At 68.6% G+C, this 19,028-nt stretch carries 15 protein-coding genes and 1 pseudogene; 9 read left to right on the forward strand and 7 right to left on the reverse strand.

Annotation, left to right across the window (positions count from 1 at the left end; all coding sequences use genetic code 11):
* The first annotated feature begins 120 nt into the window (after nt 1-120).
* Nucleotides 121-3,741 carry an NACHT domain-containing protein gene (locus ACFYRY_RS17490; protein ID WP_389145649.1) on the forward strand — a complete coding sequence of 1,207 codons (3,621 nt, stop codon included), beginning with the start codon at nt 121-123 and terminating at the stop codon, nt 3,739-3,741.
* A gap of 138 nt (nt 3,742-3,879) precedes the next feature.
* Nucleotides 3,880-4,404, forward strand: a complete 525-nt coding sequence (gene cpt / locus ACFYRY_RS17495) for a chloramphenicol phosphotransferase CPT (RefSeq protein WP_389146310.1) — start codon at nt 3,880-3,882, stop codon at nt 4,402-4,404.
* Between the two features lie 147 nt (nt 4,405-4,551).
* On the opposite strand, the gene mctP is transcribed toward cpt, so the two are convergent.
* From mctP to ACFYRY_RS17510, 3 genes are all read right to left on the reverse strand, one after another.
* The gene (gene mctP, locus ACFYRY_RS17500) at nt 4,552-6,180 is read right to left on the reverse strand and encodes a monocarboxylate uptake permease MctP (RefSeq protein ID WP_389145652.1); all 1,629 of its coding nucleotides are present in this window, start codon (nt 6,178-6,180) and stop codon (nt 4,552-4,554) included.
* Nucleotides 6,177-6,440, reverse strand: a complete 264-nt coding sequence (locus ACFYRY_RS17505; RefSeq protein WP_389145655.1) for a DUF3311 domain-containing protein — start codon at nt 6,438-6,440, stop codon at nt 6,177-6,179. Before ACFYRY_RS17505 ends, mctP begins: the two co-directional genes overlap by 4 nt.
* 191 nt (nt 6,441-6,631) lie before the next feature.
* The gene (locus tag ACFYRY_RS17510; RefSeq protein WP_389145657.1) at nt 6,632-7,396 is read right to left on the reverse strand and encodes a GntR family transcriptional regulator; all 765 of its coding nucleotides are present in this window, start codon (nt 7,394-7,396) and stop codon (nt 6,632-6,634) included.
* Nucleotides 7,397-7,766: 370 nt separating this feature from the next.
* On the opposite strand from ACFYRY_RS17510, the gene ACFYRY_RS17515 reads away from it, so the two are divergent.
* From ACFYRY_RS17515 to ACFYRY_RS17530, 4 genes are all read left to right on the forward strand, one after another.
* Entirely contained in the window at nt 7,767-9,053 is a 1,287-nt protein-coding gene (locus ACFYRY_RS17515; RefSeq protein WP_389145660.1) for an extracellular solute-binding protein, read from the forward strand.
* 127 nt (nt 9,054-9,180) lie between these two features.
* Entirely contained in the window at nt 9,181-10,164 is a 984-nt protein-coding gene (locus tag ACFYRY_RS17520) for a carbohydrate ABC transporter permease (RefSeq protein WP_389145662.1), read from the forward strand.
* Nucleotides 10,161-11,015 (forward strand): carbohydrate ABC transporter permease, encoded by an 855-nt coding sequence (locus ACFYRY_RS17525; protein WP_389145665.1) that lies wholly within the window; start codon nt 10,161-10,163, stop codon nt 11,013-11,015. Before ACFYRY_RS17520 ends, ACFYRY_RS17525 begins: the two co-directional genes overlap by 4 nt.
* Nucleotides 11,016-11,024: 9 nt before the next feature.
* The gene (locus tag ACFYRY_RS17530) at nt 11,025-12,644 is read left to right on the forward strand and encodes a glycoside hydrolase family 3 protein (protein WP_389145668.1); all 1,620 of its coding nucleotides are present in this window, start codon (nt 11,025-11,027) and stop codon (nt 12,642-12,644) included.
* A 317-nt stretch (nt 12,645-12,961) separates the two neighbouring features.
* Here the strand turns inward: ACFYRY_RS17530 and nagB are convergent, their stop codons facing one another.
* Together nagB and ACFYRY_RS17540 are read right to left on the reverse strand one after the other, a co-directional pair.
* Nucleotides 12,962-13,747, reverse strand: a complete 786-nt coding sequence (gene nagB, locus ACFYRY_RS17535; RefSeq protein WP_389145671.1) for a glucosamine-6-phosphate deaminase — start codon at nt 13,745-13,747, stop codon at nt 12,962-12,964.
* Nucleotides 13,748-13,911: 164 nt separating this feature from the next.
* Nucleotides 13,912-14,016: pseudogene (locus ACFYRY_RS17540) on the reverse strand (SDR family NAD(P)-dependent oxidoreductase); the annotation flags it as partial.
* A 96-nt stretch (nt 14,017-14,112) separates the two neighbouring features.
* Here ACFYRY_RS17540 and ACFYRY_RS17545 point away from each other — a divergent pair.
* Together ACFYRY_RS17545 and ACFYRY_RS17550 are read left to right on the forward strand one after the other, a co-directional pair.
* Nucleotides 14,113-14,745 carry a TetR/AcrR family transcriptional regulator gene (locus ACFYRY_RS17545; protein ID WP_389145674.1) on the forward strand — a complete coding sequence of 211 codons (633 nt, stop codon included), beginning with the start codon at nt 14,113-14,115 and terminating at the stop codon, nt 14,743-14,745.
* Between the two features lie 443 nt (nt 14,746-15,188).
* Complete coding sequence (locus tag ACFYRY_RS17550; protein WP_389146313.1) at nt 15,189-16,655, forward strand: sensor histidine kinase; 1,467 nt, start codon at nt 15,189-15,191, stop codon at nt 16,653-16,655.
* A 222-nt stretch (nt 16,656-16,877) separates the two neighbouring features.
* On the opposite strand, the gene ACFYRY_RS17555 is transcribed toward ACFYRY_RS17550, so the two are convergent.
* Both ACFYRY_RS17555 and ACFYRY_RS17560 read right to left on the reverse strand, forming a co-directional pair.
* A complete protein-coding gene (locus tag ACFYRY_RS17555) occupies nt 16,878-17,135 on the reverse strand; it encodes a WhiB family transcriptional regulator (RefSeq protein ID WP_006380970.1) in 258 nt (85 codons plus the stop codon).
* 320 nt (nt 17,136-17,455) lie between these two features.
* Entirely contained in the window at nt 17,456-18,424 is a 969-nt protein-coding gene (locus ACFYRY_RS17560; RefSeq protein ID WP_389145676.1) for a diacylglycerol/lipid kinase family protein, read from the reverse strand.
* Nucleotides 18,425-18,539: 115 nt separating this feature from the next.
* Here ACFYRY_RS17560 and ACFYRY_RS17565 point away from each other — a divergent pair, with 115 nt between their 5' ends.
* On the forward strand, nt 18,540-19,001 hold the full coding sequence (locus ACFYRY_RS17565; protein ID WP_389145679.1) for a hypothetical protein: 462 nt from the start codon (nt 18,540-18,542) through the stop codon (nt 18,999-19,001).
* The last annotated feature ends 27 nt before the right edge of the window (nt 19,002-19,028 follow it).

The following is a 19,028-nucleotide window of genomic DNA, read 5'->3' on the forward strand; positions in this document are numbered from 1 at the left end:
GGAGCGCCACGACGGCGCAGCGGGCGGCCCGGGTTGCGGGCCCTCACCGGAGTGATTCCATGGAGGTAGGTGCCGGTGCACGCGGTCCTCGCCCTGAGCCTCTCTCGGAAGGAGACCGCCATGACGAGGGTCGTCCGTCGTCCGCCCGGCAAGGAGCGGCCGCGCAACGCGCCGATGGCGACGCTGGACCTGAGGCGGGTGGGAAGCCGGTTCGGGCGCGCCTGCCTCGGCCACTGGCACACCCTGACGATCCGTCTGGAGGCACGCCGCGGCACCACCCGCCCCAAGAAGTGGCGCAGATGGGTTTCCTACACGAACACCACCAGGGCCGTCTGGCTGCTGGCCGCGCTCACTGCGCTCGCCTGGATCGGGGAGGGCGTGTACATCCTGATCGCGCAGCACACGACCCCCTTCGAGAAGTGGCGCGACCACAACGATGGGGCCAAAGTCATCCTCGGCTTCGTAGGTCCGGTCCTCACCGCGTCGCTCGCCGCCGCGCTCTTCCTCTTCTGTTGGTACCGGTGGACCAAGAAGCGCTACCTCGTGAAGGCACGCAAGGACCCGCGGCGACTGGTGCCCACCGCCGGACCGGACACCGCCGAGATAGTCGGCCGGGAGGAGATCGCCCAGGTCATCGCCGAGCGGTTGCGGGAGCGCGACACTCGCCGGCCCTATCTGCTGGTCGGCGGCGTCGGTGTGGGGAAGACCGCCGTCCTCGTCCGGCTCACCGAACTGCTGGCCAAGCAGCACGCCGTGCCCGTGCCGATCCGGCTGCGGGACGCAACCAACGGGACCGACCTGAACTTCGAACGCCTGGCCAGAAAGCGCTTCGGCGAGGAGGCGCCCCAGGGCATCCTCGCCCGCAGCAAGACCGAGCGTGTGTGGCAGCAACTCCTCGCCGACGACAAGCCGGTGGTCATCGCCGACGGACTGGAGGAGGCGCTGCTCGACGACGAGCTCCAGCAGAACCGGGACAACATCATCCGCCGCGCCATCGAGCGGGCCCACGCCGAGAAGCTGCCCCTGGTCATCGCATCCCGGCCGCACAGTCCGCTGGAGAGCACCTCCGCCGCCATCCTGGAGCTCGAACCGCTGAGCGGGGAGGCGGCGCTGCGCTTCGTCATGGCGCACACGCCGGAGACGGACGAGCGCCGGGTGGACTGGATCGTGGAGACCGCGGAGGTGACCGAATCGCCCGTCTACCTGCACATCGCCCGCGAACTGCACCGCCACGGAGCTTTGGAGCACGACCGGCCGGGTGACGATCCGCAGCACATGAACACGCGCAGCCGGGATCGCGGCACGCTGCGACTCTGGCTGCTGGAGACGTGGGACGAAGCCGTGTGCGAGGGCCGGCTGCGCGAGGACATCGCACTGGTCCCGCGGGAGCGCCGCGACACCCTCGAAGTGGTCTCCGCCCTGGCGTGCATCGGACTGCTCCAGGACAAGCTGGAGGTCGGTTTCGAGGAACTGCTCGAAAAGGACGTCCACCCCGGTCCGGCACGCCGCGCGAAGACCCGGGCCCAGTACCTGTGGGCCACGCGACGTGGCTTCGACCGGTACGGCAAACGTCAGAACGTCTACTCCGAGTGGCACCGGCAACAGATCTGGAACGCGCTCTGCGACAGGCTCAGCGACAAGGAGAGGCGGCGACTGCGGGAGGGGAACCTGGACCAGTGTCAGGCCGCCCTCGCCCGCCTGGTCGGCAATGCGGACAAGCTCAAGTTCGTGGAGGGCTACTCCAAAAAGGTCCGCTTCCCGCACAGCATCATCCAGGCCTACTTCGGCTACCGCGTGTTGAACCACCTGGGCGAACAGGGCGCAGGCGATCTGGCCGAGCAGGCCCTGCAGCCGCCCGGTCCCAGCCGTGAACTGCTCATCGCCCTGGTGCTGTTGTCACGTCGGCGGGCGGCGAGGCCCGCGGCCCGCGGGAGCGGTGTCCGGGCCGTGGTGAGGAAGGATTTCCAGGAGCGGGTACGGCAGTCTCCTGTGCGGGGGCGCCCCCTGGCCTACCGGTTGTGCGCGACCGCGAACCATCGTACGGACGACCCGAAGGCCCTCGACCTCTACGCGGCGGCCCTGGAGATCGAGAGCGTGGAGGAAGCCCCGACGCTGCTGAGCGACATTGTCGGTACGGTTCGGGCCCGCTGGGCCGGCATCAAGGGAGACCAGCGCACCGTCGAGGACGCGAAGCTGAGGCTGATCAAGCAACTCGGGGCCGCGCTGCGGAAGGTGGCCGCCAAGATCGACACCACCCCGCTGTACCAGCAGCTCTACGGGTTGGGCATCGAGGAGCCGTCGTACTCCATCCGCCTGGCCGTCGCCCAGGAGTTCGGCATCGGCGGCAACGCGGCGTTCGCCGTGATCCGCGAGGTGGTCGGTCTGAACAGTGATCCGGTGCAGGAGTACAACGACCGGCTGACCGAGCTGAGGGCGTGGAAGAGAGGGGAGTACGAGGTATGGGCCCCGCGTATGAGGCGAGCCAGGGCGGCCGACACGTCCTCACGGGCCGCATGCGCCGACAACATCAGGCGACTGCAGCGCGACCGGCAGGAGATCAACCGGAGCTACCGCAAGCAACGGGTCGCTCTGCTTCGGGAATTCGTGATGCGGGCCTGGATGCTCCCCCTGCTCCTGGGGTCCGTGGACGAGGCCCACCGTGACGAGGCCCGGGAGCGCCTCACCAAGTGGCTGCGCCACCTCGACCCGGCCTTCACCGGCGGCACCCCCGATCTGCCGCTCGCCCTCGAGTCCGCGCTGGCCCAGGGCTTCAAGTACGCGGCCAACCGGCGCAAGCGGCACCCGGAGACCTACCCGGGCGGTCGTGCCGACCTGATCCGGCAGGCGGAGACCGTGCTGCAGCAGTCCCGGTGCTGGTACACGCAGCTCGTCCTGCTCCAGGCGCTGTGCCTGTGGGAGCTTCCGGACAGTATGGGCGCCCACGAGCCGGACGGGGACACCGTGGCGGGGCAGGAGGGCGACCGTGACGGCGGGCCCGATTCCCGGGCGATCACCGGGATGACCGCCGTGCAGACCGTGCAGCGCTGGCTGTCGATGGCCGGCACGGTGAACCCGGCGCCCGGCCGTCCCGGTGCGAACGGCGACGAGCCCCGGCGGTGCCTGCATCCGTTCGTCGCCGAGGCGGGCGACATGGCGGCCCTCGCCCTGGAGACCGGGCAGCCCGAGCGCTTCCTCTGGATCGACGAGAAGAGCGTGGCCGACAACGTCGGTGCCCGCACCGGCAACCCCTGCGGATACCGCAAGCACAACCTGTGGATTCCGCCCTCGGTCGGGTGGAGCACCCTCGACGCGCGAGCCCAACACCTCGTCGCCGACCTGCTGGTCATGCTGAACCTCATCGAGCGGGACGGGCACCCGGACGAGGTCGAGGAGCGGCTGGCCCGCACGGAACAGCCCGGCATGCCGCTCCCGCCGTGCATCCGTACGAACCGGGAGCCGCTGCGCCCCGCCCTGCGGGCCGGTATCTCGGTTCCGCCCGCACCGGGCAGCTCCTGCCTGCCCGACTGCAAGTTCCAGCTCTGCCCGTACCCGCCCCGGGGGTGTGTGCCCCGGGGCGAGATACGCGAGCCGTTCTGCCGGCAGCAGCAGGCCCTGCTGCCCGGCCGGGTGCGGCGGTGCTTCCCCCGGATGCTGCATCGCAAGACACCCCAGTGGGTCAGCATGCGGGTGCGGGAACTGGACGACTTCTGGGACGCGATGGCCGGCCGGACGAGGGACTAGGGCCACGACAGACAATGTTCGCCCCGTCGCGACGCCCGGCACGCTCCCCCACCGCCTTAAGGGCGTGGGAGGTGCCCCTACTCGCCGCACCGGCCGAAACCCCAAGCGTTGCCTCGCTGCCTCTACTGTGGCGCGGTGATGACTCAGGTGATCGTTCTCAACGGTGGTTCCAGCTCGGGGAAGTCCGGGATCATCCGGTGTCTGCAAGCAGTCCTGCCGGATCCGTGGCTGGCTCTCGGGACAGACACGCTCGTTGACGCGATGCCAGTGCAGACGTCCGTTGGCGGGATCGAGTTCGCTGCGGACGGAGAGGTGATCATCGGCCCGGAGTTCCGAACGCTGGAAGCAGCATGGATCGAGGGGATCGCCGCGATGGCCCGTGCCGGCGCCCGGATCATCGTCGATGAGGTCTTCCTCGGCGGGGCGTACTCACAGCAGCGTTGGCAGAAGGCCTTCGGCGAACTGCGTGTTCTGTGGGTCGGCGTCAGGTGTGACGGTGCGGTTGCCGCAGGCCGTGAGGTCGCCCGAGGCGATCGGACCATCGGGATGGCCGCCTCGCAGGCGGATGTGGTTCACCAGGGCGTGGCCTATGACCTGGAGGTGGACACCACGCATACCGAATCGATGGAGTGCGCACGGACCATCGCCGCACAGGTCAAGTGATCGACAGCGGCGGATGCCGCTGCCTTCCTGGTCGGTCGGTCTGCGCAGGACAGGCTCAGCCACCGCGCCTCCAGCGGTCGGATCGAACGTCACCGCTCATCCGACCGCTACGACCACCACACCCGGTGAACCTTCCCGGTCAGAGCACTAGTGGGCCGCTCCCGAGGTCGCCGGGGGCAGTTCCGTCTGGACGCCGGGGTCGCCGGCGTCGGCCGTGTAGTCCTGCGGCGAGGTCTCGTCGATGCCGTCCGGGGCCTTGAGGGCCTTCAGGACGAACGTGAGGACCACCGTGACGACGACGTTCAGGACGAACGCCGTCAGACCGATGTAGCCGATCTCCCCGATGCCGGGGATCTCCTTCGCCGAGCCGCCGAAGTGCTTCTGCGTCGGCGAGGCGACCCCGTACGCGGCGACCGTGCCGTACACCATGCCGACCGCCCAGCCGGCGAGCAGCGCCCAGCGGTGGAACCAGCGGGTGAACAGGCCGCCGACCAGGGCCGGGAAGGTCTGCAGGATCCAGATGCCGCCGAGGAGCTGGAAGTTGATGGCGACCGTCTTGTCCATGGTCAGGACGAAGACCAGAGCGCCCACCTTCACCAGCAGCGAGACCAGCTTGGAGACCCGCGTCTCCTCCTTGGGCGTCGCGTCCGGCTTGATGAAGTCCTTGTAGATGTTGCGGGTGAAGAGGTTCGCCGCCGCGATCGACATGATCGCCGCCGGGACCAGTGCGCCGATGCCGATCGCCGCGAAGGCCACGCCCGCGAACCAGTCCGGGAACATGTCCTCGAAGAGCTGGGGGATCGCCAACTGGCCGTTGGTGACCTTGACCCCGGCCGCGATCGCCATGAAGCCCAGCAGCGCGAGCAGGCCCAGCATCAGCGAGTACAGCGGCAGGATCGTGGTGTTGCGGCGGATCACCTCACGGCTGCGTGAGGACAGCGTCGCCGTGATCGAGTGCGGGTACATGAAGAGCGCCAGCGCGGAGCCCAACGCGAGCGTGGCGTACGTCCACTGGCCGGCCTCGGCCGGGACCAGGGCGCCGCGCGGCTTGCCCGTCGCCGGGTTCGTCTGCGCGAAGGCGTCACCGGCCTTGGCGAAGATGTCGTCGAAGCCGCCCAGCTTGATCGGGATGTAGATGATCGCCACCGCGATGACGATGTAGATCAGCGTGTCCTTGACGAAGGCGATGAGGGCGGGGGCGCGCAGACCCGACGAGTACGTGTAGGCCGCCAGCACACCGAACGCGATCAGCAGCGGCAGGTCCTTGACGAACCAGTTGGTGTTCTCGCCGCCGCCGACGCCCATCACGTCCAGCACCGCCTGGATGCCGACCAGTTGGAGCGCGATGTACGGCATCGTGGCGAGGATGCCGGTCACGGCCACCGCCAGCGAGAGCCCCTTCGAGCCGAAGCGGCCGCGCACGAAGTCCGACGTGGTCACGTATCCGTGCTTGTGGGACACCGACCACAGGCGGGGCAGGAAGGTGAAGATCAGCGGATACACCAGGATCGTGTAGGGCACCGCGAAGAAGCCGGCCGCGCCCGCCGCGTAGATCGCCGCCGGGACGGCCACGAAGGTGTACGCCGTGTACAGGTCACCGCCGAGCAGGAACCAGGTGATCCAGGTGCCGAAGGAACGTCCGCCCAGGCCCCACTCGTCGAGGCTGTGCTCGTCGTCGGCCCTGCGCCAGCGTGCGGCGAGGAAGCCCATCACCGTGACGGCCAGGAAGAAGAAGATGAAGACGGCGAGTGCGACGCCGTTCACGCCGTCGTTCACTTCGACGCACCGCCCTGCTGAGTCGAGCGGGCGCGCTGGTCACGCTGCCACAGCTTGTAGGCGGTCACCGTCAGCGCGGTGGAGATCAGCACCCACGCCATCTGGTACCAGTAGAAGAACGGGATGCCGATGAATGCGGGGTCCGTCTTGGCGTACGACCCCACCCACAGCATCGCCACGAAGGGCGCGATCAGGCAGACGGCGATGACGACCCGTGTGGGTGTCACCACCGTTCTGCTCACTTCCGGACCGTTCGACATCGGGTGACTCCGTCCCCTCGCTGATCACCTGTGTAATGCGCAGGCAATCTAGGTCACGGTGTCACAGATATGGAACCCCTCGTCCGCATACCGGTATGTGTCAGTTCCGTGTGGGGCGTCAACGATGGCCGTCCGCAATGGCTGCCGTCCAGGGGCGGTTGGGGTTCGCCGCCTGTCCTCCTGCCGTGGCGTCAGTCCTGCGGGCGCTTCAGCCGCGCCACGAACTTGTAGCGGTCCCCGCGGTAGACGGACCGCACCCACTCCACCGGCTGGCTCGTCCCGTCCAGCGAGTGCCGGGACAGCATCAGCATGGGCAGGCCCACGTCGGTGCCGAGCAGGCCTGCCTCGCGCGGGGTGGCCAGCGAGGTCTCGATGGTCTCCTCGGCCTCGGCGAGATGGACGTCGTAGACCTCGGCGAGCGCGGTGTAGAGGGACGTGTACTTGACCAGTGACCTGCGTAGGGCCGGGAAACGCTTCGCGCTCAGGTGGGTCGTCTCGATGGCCATCGGCTCGCCGTTGGCCATGCGCAGGCGCTCGATGCGCAGCACCCGCCCGCCGGCCGTGATGTCGAGGAGACCGGCGAGCCGGTCGTCGGCGGTGATGTAGCCGATGTCCAGCAGCTGGGAGGTGGGTTCGAGGCCCTGGGCGCGCATGTCCTCGGTGTACGAGGTGAGTTGGAGCGCCTGCGAGACCTTCGGCTTGGCGACGAACGTGCCCTTGCCCTGGATGCGCTCCAGGCGCCCTTCGACGACCAGTTCCTGAAGGGCCTGGCGCACGGTGGTGCGCGAGGTGTCGAACTCGGCGGCCAGGGTGCGCTCGGGCGGCACGGGTGTGCCCGGCGACTGCGTCTCGGTCATGTCGAGCAGATGCTTCTTCAGGCGGTAGTACTTGGGCACGCGCGCGGTACGGACGGTAGCCCCACCCTCGTTCTCCGCACTGCTGACGTCGGTGCTCATGTTCTGCCTTCCCGGCTCCTGGTGGCGCACATCGTGACACGGCCGCGCGCGCACGTTCTCCGCACGCTGCGTGATCCCTTCTGTATACCTCCATGGACCTCGCTGGTCTAGTCCACCGCACAGGCTCATGGGGTACGTGAAGTGGTCTACCCGATTCGCCCGATCGGGGCGGCGATTTTTGAGGGCTTCTTACTTAAAGGTTCCTGCATATGTAGGTCGCATAACGGCTGGTGAGAGCGGACTCGCGCACCCTTGACAGCCCTATTGGTCTGAGCCAAGCTCTGCGCACTGGTCTACACCACTGGTCCAGGTCCTGGCCCATGGGCTACGTGGGAGCAGGGGGGTTTGTGGCATCCCTGAGGAGGGTGGCGTGAAGCGCAAGCTGATAGCCGCGATCGGTATCGCGGGCATGATGGTCTCCATCGCGGCGTGCGGGAGCGACAGCGGCAGCGGTGGCTCGGGCAAGAGCGGCGCGGACGCCAAGGAGCTGACCGTCTGGCTCACCGTCGACGCGCAGAACAACTGGCCGCAGCTGGTCAAGGCCGCCGACGCCGCGGTCACGAAGGCGCACCCCGGCATCAAGATCAACCACGAGTACTACGGCTGGCCCGACAAGAACACCAAGCTCGACGCGGTCCTCGCCACGGACAAGGCCCCCGACGTCGTCGAGATGGGCAACACCGAGATGCTCAGCTACATGGTCAAGGGTGCCTTCGCCCCCCTCGACCCGGCGAAGTTCACCAACTCCTCCGCCTGGCTGGACGGTCTCAAGGCCTCGGTGACGTACGACGGCAAGACGTACGGCGTTCCCTACTACGCGGGCGGCCGCGTCGCCAACTGGCGCAAGGACCTGTTCGCCTCGGCCGGCGTCAAGTCCGTCCCCAAGACGTACGCCGAGCTGACCGCCGCCCTGGACAAGGTCCAGAAGAAGGAGGGCGACAAGTTCAGCGCCTGGTACCAGCCCACCCGTGACTGGTACGCGGCCATGTCCTTCGTCTACGACGCCGGCGGCTCCATCGCCGTCGACTCGGGCGGCCAGTGGAAAGCCAACCTCTCCTCGCCCGAGTCCGTCAAGGGCCTCACCGAGTTCAAGAACGTCGTCGACACGTACATGCACGGCGACAAGACCAAGGACGAGTCCGACCGCTACATCGTCTACGGCCAGGGCAAGTCCGGCATGATCTTCGGCGCGGCCTGGGAGGGCGCGACCTCCGAGGACCCGAAGAACGACAAGACCGGCAAGCTCAAGGGCAACCTCCAGAACTTCGTGATGCCCGGCCCGTCCGGCAAGAACCTCCCCGTCTTCCTGGGCGGTTCGGACCTCGCCGTTCCGGTGAAGTCGAAGGCGCAGGCCCTCGCCGCCGAGTGGATCAACGCGTTCACCGGTCCCTCGGGCCAGAAGGGCCTGATGGCCAAGGGCAACCTGCCCAACAACAAGACCGACCTCGCCACGCTCAAGAAGGACCCGGCGACGGCGGTTCCGGCCACCGCGGCCGAGTCCAACTGGTTCGTCCCGATGGCGCCGGGCTGGGGCCAGGTCGAGAAGGCCCAGATCCTGCAGAACATGCTGCAGGAGATCGGCACCGGCAAGAAGTCGGTCGAGGCCGCCGCGAAGGAAGCGGACACCGCGATCGACAAGGTCATCAACGTCAAGTGACCACCGGTAGGGCCCCGTCGCAAACGGCGGGGCCCCGCCTCTCGTACGTCTCCGCGGCCCTGGTCCGCACGAGAGCGTGCGGGACTTCGCCTTCGTACGACCTGAGGGACCGCTGAGGAGAGCACGGATGAGCGCCGACACGACCACCCCCGCCAAGGCGCCGCCGCGACAGGCACCGGCACCACCGGCCAAGGCGAACAAGCCCCCCAGAGCACGGAAATCCGGTGGAGCGGTCACCCCGTGGCTGCTGCTCGCCCCCTGCCTGCTGATCCTGGCGCTGGTCTTCGGGTATCCGCTGATCCGCCTGGTCACCATCTCCTTCCAGAAGTTCGGGCAGTCCCAGCTGTGGGGCTTCCAGCCGGCCGAGTCGGTCGGGTTCGCCAACTTCACCAACGTGCTGGGGGACAGCGAGTTCTGGGCGGTCGTCGTCCGGACGATCGTCTTCGCGGCCGGCTGCGTGATCTTCACCATGGTCGCCGGCATGCTGATCGCCCTGCTGCTCCAGCGAGTCTCCGGCTGGGTGAAGACGCTGGTCAACATCGCGCTGGTGGCCAGCTGGGGCATGCCGATCATCGTCGCCACCACGGTCTTCAAATGGCTGTTCGACGCTGACTACGGCATCCTCAACGCGCTGCTCAGCAAGCTGCCCGGGGTGGAGATGATCGGCCACAACTGGTTCGCCAGTGGGCCGCAGGGCCTGGCCGTGATCATGCTGCTGGTGGTCTGGGGAGCCATCCCCTTCGTGGTGATCACCTTGAGTGCGGGTCTCACCCAGGTCCCGAAGGAACTGGAGGAGGCGGCCCGCCTGGACGGTGCCGACGCCTGGGGCCTCTTCCGTCACGTCACCCTGCCCATCCTCAAGCCGATCATCGTGATGCTCACGACCCTGTCGGTCATCTGGGACATGGGTGTCTTCCCGCAGGTCTTCGTGATGCGCGACGGCCACCCCGAGCCCGAGTTCCAACTCCTCACCACCTATTCGTACGACCGTGCCTTCGTGATCAACGACTACGCCCAGGGCTCGGCGATCGCCCTGCTCACCGTGCTGTTGCTGCTCGGTGTCGTCGCCGTCTACATGCGCCAGATGCTGAAGATCGGAGAGGTCGAATGAGCACGCTGACGACTGGCGGGCCGACTCCCGCGCGCCGGAAGTCGAAGGCCGGCTGGAACCTCATCGGCCTCCTGGTCTTCGCCACCGCGGGCTTCCCCGTCTACTGGATGCTCAACACGGCGTTCAAGCCGGCCAAGGACGCCATCGACCCGGACCCGAGCCTGCTGCCGACGGGGCTGACCCTGTCCAACTTCAGCCGCGCGCTCGACATCGCGGACTTCTGGGGCCCGGTCAGCCGCAGCCTGATCGTGTCGCTCGCCGTGGTCGTGATCGGCATGGTCGTCGGCATGCTGGCCGCGCTCGCCATCTCCCGGTTCGCCTTCCGCGGCCGCAAGGTCGTGATCGTGGGCATTCTCGCGGTCCAGATGGTCCCCTTGGTCGCCATGATCATCCCGGTGTTCCTGCTGCTCAACGACCTGGGCCAGTACGACAAGCTCTCCGGTCTGATCATCACCTACCTGACCTTGATCCTCCCCTTCACGGTGTGGACGCTGCGCGGCTTCATCGTCAACATCCCCCGGGAACTGGAAGAGGCGGCGATGGTCGACGGCTGCTCCCGCACCGGCGCCTTCATCCGGGTCGTCTTCCCACTTCTGGCCCCCGGCATGGTCGCCACCTCGGTCTACGGCTTCATCCAGGCCTGGAACGAGTACCTGTACGCACTCATGCTGCTCAGTCAGAAGAACCAGACCGCGACCGTCTGGCTCGGCAACTTCACCACCAAGCACGGCACCGAATACGCCCCGATGATGGCCGGATCCACCATGATGGCCGTGCCGATCGTGGTCCTCTTCCTCCTCGTTCAGCGCAAGATGGCCGCGGGTCTGACCGCGGGCGCCGTGAAGGGATAACGCCAACCGATGACGACATTCGCCGGCACCGACACCCTGACGCGAGACGCCCTCACCGTCCTCCAGCCCGGCTTCACGGGCACCACGGCCCCCGACTGGCTGCTGCGCCGCCTCGGTGAGGGCCTGGCCTCGGTCGGCCTGTTCGGCCGCAACATCGACTCGCCCGACCAACTGGCCGCCCTCACCGCACAGTTGCGCGCCGAACGTGACGACGTACTGGTCGCGATCGACGAGGAGGGCGGAGACGTGACCCGCCTGGAGGTACGCACGGGCTCCAGCTTCCCCGGCAATTACGCGCTGGGCGCGGTGGACGACGTGGAACTGACCCGGGAGGTGGCGCTCGAACTCGGCCGTCGCCTCGCGGCCTGCGGCGTGAACCTCAACTGGGCACCCTCGGCCGACGTGAACTCGAACCCGGGCAATCCGGTGATCGGCGTGCGCTCCTTCGGTGCCGCCCCCGACCTGGTCGCCCGGCACACCGCCGCCTATGTCACGGGCCTCCAGGCCGCCGGAGTCGCCGCCTGCACCAAGCACTTCCCGGGTCATGGCGACACTGCGATCGACTCCCACCACGCGCTGCCGCGCATCGACGCGGACACCTCCGTGCTGCACGAGCGTGAAATCACCCCCTTCCGCGCGGCAATCGCCGCCGGTACCCGAGCGGTGATGACCGCTCACATCCTGGTCCCGGCCCTGGACCCGGAACGTCCCGCCACCCTGTCGCGCCGGGTCCTCACCGACCTGCTGCGCGGCGAACTCGGCTACGACGGCCTCATCGTCACCGACGGTATGGAGATGCGGGCCATCGCCGGCACCTACGGCATCGAACGCGGCAGCGTCCTGGCCCTCGCGTCCGGCGCCGACGCCATCTGCGTGGGCGGTGGCCTGGCCGACGACGAGACGGTACGCCGCCTCCGCGACGCCCTCGTCACCGCTGTCCGCTCCGGCGAACTCCCCGAGGAACGCCTGGCGGACGCGGCGGACCGAGTCCGGGCCCTGGCCCGCTGGGCCGCGTCGACGAGCGGACGAAGGACCCAGACGGAGGCCTCCCCGGCGGTGCCGCCCACCCAAGCCGCTCAGACTTCCCTGACCTCCCTTGCCTCCGCGGTCTCCTTTGCCTCTGCTCAACGCTCTCCTGCCTCCCCAGGCCCGCTGACCTCTACGGTCTCCGCTCAGGCCGCCGTCGACGACGTCGGACTGCGCGCCGCCCGCCGCGCTCTGCGCCTCACCGGCGCCGAGAACTTCACCCCGCTCACCGAGCCCCCGTACGTCGCCGCGCTCACCCCGGTGGCCAACATCGCCGTGGGCGACGAGACGCCCTGGGGCGTGGCCGCGGAGCTGGCCCGTCTGTTCCCTGGCACGGAGACGGGCACCTTCACCGACGAGCACGCCGGACCGGCCGCCCTGGAGGCGGCGGGCGAACGGCGCATCGTCGCCGTCGTCCGCGACGAACACCGGCATCCCTGGATGGCGGCAGCCCTCGACACCCTGCTGGCCGCCCGCCCCGAAACGATCGTCGTCGAGATGGGTCTGCCTCAGGCAGCCCCCCGAGGATCCCTCCACATCGCCACCCATGGCGCGGCCCGAGTCTGCGGCCGAGCGGCGGCGGAGGTCGTCGCAGGGCTGTAGCGGGATGCGGCGGACGTAGCGGGATCCGGCGGACCTAGCGGGATGTGGGGCCGGCTTTTGCCCTGGCCGTCCCAGACCTCCTCGCGACAGGTGCCGCCGACGGCGACGCACCCAGGGCCTACGCGGCCCCCGCCCTCATCGCCGTCATAGCCGTCCACTGGCTGACGCCGCTGTGCTCGGCAGGCCTGACCGGCGAGCTCACTGGTCGGAGGGCCGCGGCCTGAGGCGTGCGCGACCTGAGAGTCCGACGACCTGAGGCAGCCCAGGGCCCGAAGTGCCCGTAGTCCGACGTGCCGGACTACGGGGCCCCGATCCTGCTAAATCCCCTGCCAGTCCGGCTTGTTGGCGAACGTGTGCCGGAAGTACCCCGCCAGCTTCAGTTTGGACGCGGCGGCGTCGTCGACCACCACAGTGGCGTGCGGATGGAGCTGGAGTGCCGAGGCGGGGCACACCGCCGCGACCGGCCCCTCCACGGTCGCCGCGATCGCGTCTGCCTTGCCCTCGCCGGTCGCGAGGAGCACCAGGTGTCGCGCCTCCAGGATCGTCCCGATGCCCTGGGTGATCACGTGGTGCGGCACCTGCTCGATGTCGCCGTCGAAGAAGCGCGCGTTGTCCACCCGTGTCTGCTCGGTCAGCGTCTTGATCCGGGTCCGGGAAGCCAGCGACGAGCACGGCTCGTTGAATCCGATGTGACCGTCGGTCCCGATCCCCAGCAGCTGCAGGTCCACCCCGCCGGCCTCGGTCAGCTCCCTGTCGTACGCCTCGCACGCCCCCTGCACGTCCTCCGCGGTGCCGTCGGGCCCCATGAACGCGCCCATCCCTATACCGAGCGGCTCCAGCACCTCGCGCCGCAGCACCGACCGGTACGACTCCGGATGCTCGGCGGGCAGCCCCACGTACTCGTCGAGCTGCGCTATCCGGGCCCGCGAGGCGTCCACGGTGCCGGAGTGGACCTTTGCCGCGAGTGCCTCGTAGATGGGCAGCGGTGTCGAACCGGTGGCCACGCCGAGCAGGGCGGCGGGCTTGCTCCGGAGCAGCTGTGCCATGGCCTCGGCGATGAGCTCGCCACCCGCCTTGGCGTCCGGGACGATGACAACTTCCACGCTGGCCTGCCGATCTGAAGAGACGGTCCGAACAGAGGGGACTCGACGGGGGACCCGGGAGTGTGTGGTTTAGACCAATCTAACAGAGACCGTCCCTCCGGCCCAGGGTGGCGGACCAGGGCCCGCAGAGCCCGTATCGGGGAGCCGTGGCCTGCGGAGGCTCGCACCGCCACCCGGGCGCCCTCGCGCCCCAGCCGCTCGGCGATCCCCCGCCCGATGCCCCTGCTCGCCCCGGTGGCCAGAGCCGTCCTGCCAGCAAGTACGCCCACGTCGGCGCCCCCTTCGCATTTACCTAGCGGTCGCTACAGAAAAACCGTACAACACGCGTCGGTCATTTCTCTAGCACCCGCTATATAATTCACTCCATGGTGCGCAGCGAGGAGACGAAGCCGCAGGTCGGACAGGCGTCGAAGCCGCGTGGCCGCCCCCGCTCCTTCGATCGCGAGACCGCGCTGGAGAAGGCGCTCCTGGCCTTCTGGGAGCACGGTTACGAGGCCACCTCCGTCTCCGACCTCACCCGCGTGATGGACATCGGCGCCCCGAGTCTCTATGCGGCCTTCGGTGACAAGCGCTCGCTGTTCGAGGAGGTCGTCCGGGAGTACGGCACCACGTACGGCTCGTTCTGTGACCGCGCTCTCGCCGAGGAGCCCACGGCCCGTGCCGCCGTCGAGCGCACCCTGCGTGAGGCCGCCGCCGAGTACACCGACCCCGCTCATCCGTTCGGGTGCCTCGTCATCCACGCGGCCATCAACTGCACGACCCGCGAGGTGGAGGAGTCCCTGCGTGAGCGGCGCAATGCCGACATCGCCGCGTTCGAGAGCCGCGTCAGGGCCGACATCGCCGCCGGCGCCCTGCCGGCCGGTACGGACGCCGCCGCCCTCGCCCGGCACACCGGCGCGATGATCCAGGGCATGTCCCAGCAGGCGCGGGACGGCGCGAGCCGGGCCGAGTTGGAGGCGCTGGTGGAAATCGCCATGGCCATCTGGCCCCGCACCTGAACCGGTGCGCGTTAGGCTGCGTGGTGGATGTCAGGACGTACGACCAGGATGTCCGGCCGGCACGTCCGGCCAGTGACGTCCGGCAGGTTCCGCTGCTACGAACACGGCGGGAAAAGTCCCAACAACAAACAGCCTCCAACGCATGGACACACGTAGTGGTCTAGTCCACAATGCGTAGAGACAACTGAAACGAACAGACTTCCGTCCTCCCCGCACAGGAGGACGGGACCGAGGAACCGGAGCTCTCTGCCCTGACTGCCCCGGATCCTCGTCCTTCGGCCGACCGGGACCGCACACCCCACGGCCGATATTGCTCCGGGCTGCGGTGCCGGGAGGGTTGAGGGTCCCTCCCAGGCGCCGCGGCCCGCGGGTGTTTCCGGGGCCCGCGACGGCTGCTTCCGGACATGTCCGTACCGCCAGGTACGCTCGCACACGTGCCCTCCATGAACGAACTCGTACGCCAGCACACGGACCTCGACGACTCCGACCTCGAGTGGCTCCACCTGCTGGTCTCGGAGTGGCAGCTGCTCTCCGACCTCTCCTTCGCCGACCTGGTCCTGTGGGTCCCCACCCGCGACGGCACGCGCTATGTCTCGGTCGCCCAGATGCGCCCCAACACCGGCCCGACCTCGTACCAGGACGACATGGTCGGCCACCTCGTCCCGCGTGGACGCCGACCGATGCTGGACCTCGCCCTCGACGAGGGCAGGATCGTGCGCGAGGGCGATCCGGAGTGGCGCGAAGAGGTCCCCGTCCGGATCGAGTCCATCCCGGTGCGACGGGAGGGGCGCGTCCTCGGGGTCATCGCACGTAACACCAACCTCCTGACCGTGCGTACCCCGAGCCGTCTGGAACTGACGTATCTCCAGAGCGCCTCGGACCTCGCGCAGATGATCGCGGCCGGCGCCTTCCCGTTCGCGAACCAGCAGGTCGACATGGACGCCTCGCCCCGCGTGGGTGACGGCCTGATCCGCCTCGACGCGGACGGCCTCGTCCAGTACGCCTCGCCGAACGCGCTGTCCGCCTACCATCGCCTCGGCCTCGCCTCCGACCTGGTCGGCCAGCACCTCGGCAGGACCACCGCCGAACTCGCCCCGACCCATGGACCGGTGGACGAGGCACTCGCCAAGGTTGCCAGCGGCTGGGCACCGCGGGAGTTCGAGATCGAGTCCGACGACGGTGTGATCCAGTTCCGGGCGATCCCGCTCAAGCCCAAGGGCACGCGCATCGGTTCTCTGGTCCTGCTCCGCGATGTCACCGAACTGCGCCGCCGCGAGCGTGAGTTGATCACCAAGGACGCGACCATCCGGGAGATCCACCACCGGGTGAAGAACAACCTCCAGACGGTGGCCGCCCTGCTGCGGCTCCAGGCCCGGCGGATCGAGTCCGACCGTGGCCGTGAAGCCCTCGAGGAGGCGGTACGCCGGGTCGGTTCGATCGCGATCGTGCACGAGACGCTGTCCCAGAACCTGGACGAGCGCGTGGAGTTCGACGAGATCGCCGACCGCGTCCTCGCGATGGTGGCCGAGATCTCCCCGGGCAAGGTGACCGGCCGGCGCACCGGCCGCTTCGGCATCCTGGACGCGGAGGTCGCCACCCCCCTGTCGATGGTCCTGACCGAGATTCTCCAGAACGCCCTGGAACACGGCTTCGTCGAGGGGGAGACCGGCACCGTCGAGGTCTCGGCCGTCCCCGGCGGCACCGCCAAGGAGGCCCGGCTGCTGGTCACCGTCCAGGACGACGGTGTCGGCCTGCCCGAAGGCTTCGACCCGCACACCGCCGGCAATCTCGGCCTGCAGATCGTACGGACGCTGGTGGAGGGCGAGTTGGGCGGCACCTTCGACATGGTCCCGGCGCCGGGGCGGGGAACCCGGGTGATTCTGGACATCCCGGTGCGGGCGAACAAGTAACGACGTAGGGACGCGCCGGATCCCGTGAGTACAGCGGGCCCGTCACCGCAGCGGAGCCCGTGCGCACAGCAAAGAGCCCCGGACCGTTCAGGGGTCCGGGGCTCATCATGCTCGTTGCCAGCATTCGCTGCGCATCGGGGGTACTGCGCGCTGCGGCTCGGGAGCGGGAGATGCGTACTCGCTGTACGCGCCGCCAAGCCAGGCTGTCGCGGGGCGGGTGTGTCAGGCAGTTGCCTGACGGGCCCGGTTGCGGGCGGCGCGGCGCTTCATGGCGCGGCGCTCGTCCTCGCTGAGACCACCCCAGACGCCGGAGTCCTGGCCGGACTCGAGCGCCCACTGCAGGCACTGCTCCATGACGGGGCAGCGGCGGCAGACGGCCTTGGCTTCCTCGATCTGCAGCAGCGCAGGACCGGTGTTGCCGATGGGGAAGAAGAGCTCGGGGTCTTCCTCGCGGCAAACGGCGTTGTGACGCCAGTCCATGGCTGCTACCTCTCCTTGGTATTACGTGCGGGTTGCTTGTGAATGTGAACGCTTTCACGAATCCCTCAACAAGTGAAGGGCCGCCCGTCGGGTTTGCCGACCGTGGTCCTGTGGTTTGAAGAGGGGTTCTGGCGATCAGTGGAGGCTGGTGTTGCGGGCCGTCCCGATCGCCACGTAGAGACTCGCAAACCTCAGCGGCGGATACAACCCCTACCGGAAAGTTTTTTTTGATTCCTCGGTGTCGACTAGGTCACAGCCGTACTTCCATGGGGTGGATCCTGGCCTAAACGTTCGAGTGAAAGGACTTCAGCCCTTTCTGCTCACACAATCACACGCAGTGCACGGCGAACGCCTGTGAACGTCACGCTCGTACGGAGCCCTAGGTGGTCGCCGTCCATCTGGAGGGGGAGCGGCACCTTCGAATGCAAGGTGAACTGGTCCATGTCGTGGAGGGAGACCGCGTGCTTGCCATGTGGTCCACGCTCGGGGGACGAAGTGAGCAACTGGGTGCCATACCGGGCAACCGCAGGTGCCGTCATGCGGCTGAGGCCGAGTACGTCGAGGCCTTTATCGAACGAGGCCTTAGGTGAGGCGTACATCGGGTGATTACCCAGGAAGGTCCACGGAGAGGTGTTTGAAACTATGGACAGCACCAGATCGGTCACCGGGTCCGCGCCCGGACGCTCCAGCGTGATGGTTCCCTGGCGGCGGTGGGCCTCGCCGAAGAACTGACGCATGGCCTGACGCACATAAAGAGCGTGGGTGGATTTCCTGCCACGTTCACGCTGCTGTTCGACTCGCCCGACGACGCCGGCATCGAATCCGAGCCCCGCGTTGAAGGTGAACCAGCGCGCGGGTATTGCCTCGTCCTCCGTGCCCGGGGTGCCCGAGGTCAGCCCCAGGCCCACGGTGCGTTCGCTGCCCTCGCTCAGGGCGTCCAGCAGGGCGCCGGTGGCCTCCACGGCGTCGTTGGGCAGGCCCAGGGCGCGGGCGAAGACGTTCGTGGATCCGCCGGGGACCACCGCGAGGCCGGGCAGGCGCTGCGGGTCCGGACCCGCGTGCAGGAGGCCGTTGACGACCTCGTTGACCGTGCCGTCGCCGCCGAGGGCCACCACCAGGTCGACGTCGGAGCTCTCCGCGGCGTGCCGGGCCAAGTCACGTGCGTGGCCGCGGTACTCGGTGGTGACCGCGTCCAGTTTCATCTCGCTCGCGAGCGCGTGGATCAGGACATCGCGCGTACGTGCGCTTGTGGTGGTTGCCGCCGGATTGACCACGAGAAGTGCACGCATGGGTTGCAGCGTACCTACTGGGTGGTACCGGGCACAGGGCGAGGTAGGGATCAAGTAAGACTTCGGGCGTGAACCTCGCCACGAGGCCGTACGGACCGAGAGCTACCCTTCAGGGGTGAGCGCTGAGCAGAACCCCACTTCCGCAGCGGAATCCGGCGGGCCGGAGGGTCCCCGTCCCGGTCGGCTGGTCGCCGCGGCGGCACTGACCGCGCTGGAGGGGCTGGCCCTGGTCGTCGGCGGTGCCTGGATGCTCGTGGAGGGCTTCGCGGGGGACCCGGACGACCAGCGGTCGGCAGTCACCGGGGGCATCACTCTGATCGTGCTCGCGCTGCTGCCGCTGCTCGCCGCGCGCGGGCTTCTCGGTCGGCGCGGCTGGAGCCGCGGGCCTGCCGTGATCACCCAGATCATGGCCTTGCCGGTTGCCTACAACCTGCTCCAGGCCGACAGTGTGGCCATCCCGGCGGGGATCGCGCTCGGAGTGGTCGCGATCGCGGCGCTGGTGCTGCTGGTGAACGGGGCGACGACCCAGGCCCTTGGGATCAAGGGGCCGGGTCGTAGGCAGGAATCCGGCAAGTAACCGGTCCGGTGGAGTGACCGCCCCGGC

Source organism: Streptomyces sp. NPDC005263 (assembly GCF_042872365.1).
Lineage (GTDB): Bacteria > Actinomycetota > Actinomycetes > Streptomycetales > Streptomycetaceae > Streptomyces.